This is a genomic window from Cellulomonas sp. URHD0024, from assembly GCF_000426185.1.
In the GTDB taxonomy this organism is placed as follows: Bacteria; Actinomycetota; Actinomycetes; order Actinomycetales; family Cellulomonadaceae; genus Cellulomonas.
Window position 1 is genome coordinate 1 of record NZ_AUEW01000024.1, and the last position, 1,406, is coordinate 1,406.

Annotated in this window: 1 protein-coding gene; it reads right to left on the bottom strand. The window is 68.6% G+C overall.

From position 1 onward, the window contains the following. Positions 1-356: 356 nt before the first annotated feature. Entirely contained in the window at positions 357-917 is a 561-nt protein-coding gene (locus tag I847_RS24290; protein WP_231384253.1) for an HAD-IA family hydrolase, read from the bottom strand. Between the last annotated feature and the right edge of the window lie 489 nt (positions 918-1,406).

Genomic DNA, 1,406 nt, shown 5'->3' on the forward strand with positions numbered 1-1,406 from the left:
ACTTTTCGGACAGCTCGAGGAACAGAGCCGTGCGTTGCGCCTTGTCGGCGTCCACGGGGAACTGCGCCCGTGCGGCGCGGTCCGCCTCTCCCGTTTGACTGGTACAGAGACGTATCGAGTTGAGACGAGTCGACCATTGCCCGAGTAGGGCCTCTGCGCGCACCCACGCGCTACGTTCCGTGCATGCGCCGGGCCATGATCGGACATCTGAGCCGTCGCGGCATGGCCGTGAGCTCGCCCCGCAGGAGGCGATGCCAAAAGGTTAGGGGAGTGCGAGCACCACGCGGTGGCCCTCGATGCGTGCTCTCACCTGGCGGAAGTCGATCACTCGTCGGAGATCGCGGGTGATGGTTGACTCATAGCCACCCGACGACGACGGTGAACGCACCTGCGGCCCTCGCGGCGTGCAGGCCCGCTTCAGCGTCCCCGAAGGCGGCGCAGTCCTCCGCGGAGACCCCGAGCGCGGCTGCCGCACGCAGGAACCCGTCAGGAGATGGCTTGCCAGCCTCGACGTCTTCCGCGGCCACGAGCACGGTGGGACACGACAGGCCAACTGCCGTCAGCCGGCGTACGGCGAGCTCCCGCTCAGCCGACGTCACCACGGCGACGTGTGCGTCGGGCAGCGAGGCGAGCAGATCGCGTGCTCCGGGGATCGCGATGATCCCCTCAAGGCGTACGAGTTCGTCGGCCTCGATGTCGGCTGCGACGTCGCGTGCCTGGTGCGGGTCCGGCAGGAAAGCGGTCACTGTATCAATGGTGCGGCGCCCGTGGGAGCAGCGCAGCACCGCTTCAAGGTCGACGCCGTGCGTGGCAGCGAAGTCACCCCAGACAGCCTCGACGACAGCGGTGGAGTCCACGAGCGTGCCGTCCATGTCGAGCAGGACAGCCGCGACGGCCAACTCGTACGCGGGCGGCATCCCTCTATCGGCGGCGTTGAGCGGGTGGGTCGTCACTCTTGGTCATGGCTGTGGCGATCACCGGCACGGTCGCCGTCACTCGCTCTACCGCCGACGTGTGGACTGTGGCAGCGCCGCTGCTGCTGGCCATGGGCGTACCGATGCCCGCCGGCCCGCCGCGAGGATGACGACCGCCCCGGTTCAACCGGGGCGGTCGTCGGCCTCCGTGCGAGCGCGGCCCAGCTGCGCGGCGACGTTCCCTAGAGCCTGGTCGAGTCGTCGTAGAGGCTGTGCGCGCCGCAGGGTTGACCGGCATGCAGGCCCGCCGAGCACGACTCGTGTAGACAACGCGCTGACCAAGGTTCCGTCGGTTCTCACGGCGACGACCTGGATCTTCTTTGCGCGGTCGTTTCAACAACGCGGAAGCCGTAGCCCTCAGGCCGGCCTCACGGTTCGGTCTCGAAAGGGGCGTCACGCTCCTGTCCGCCACGTAGCGGCTCGCCGGATCGC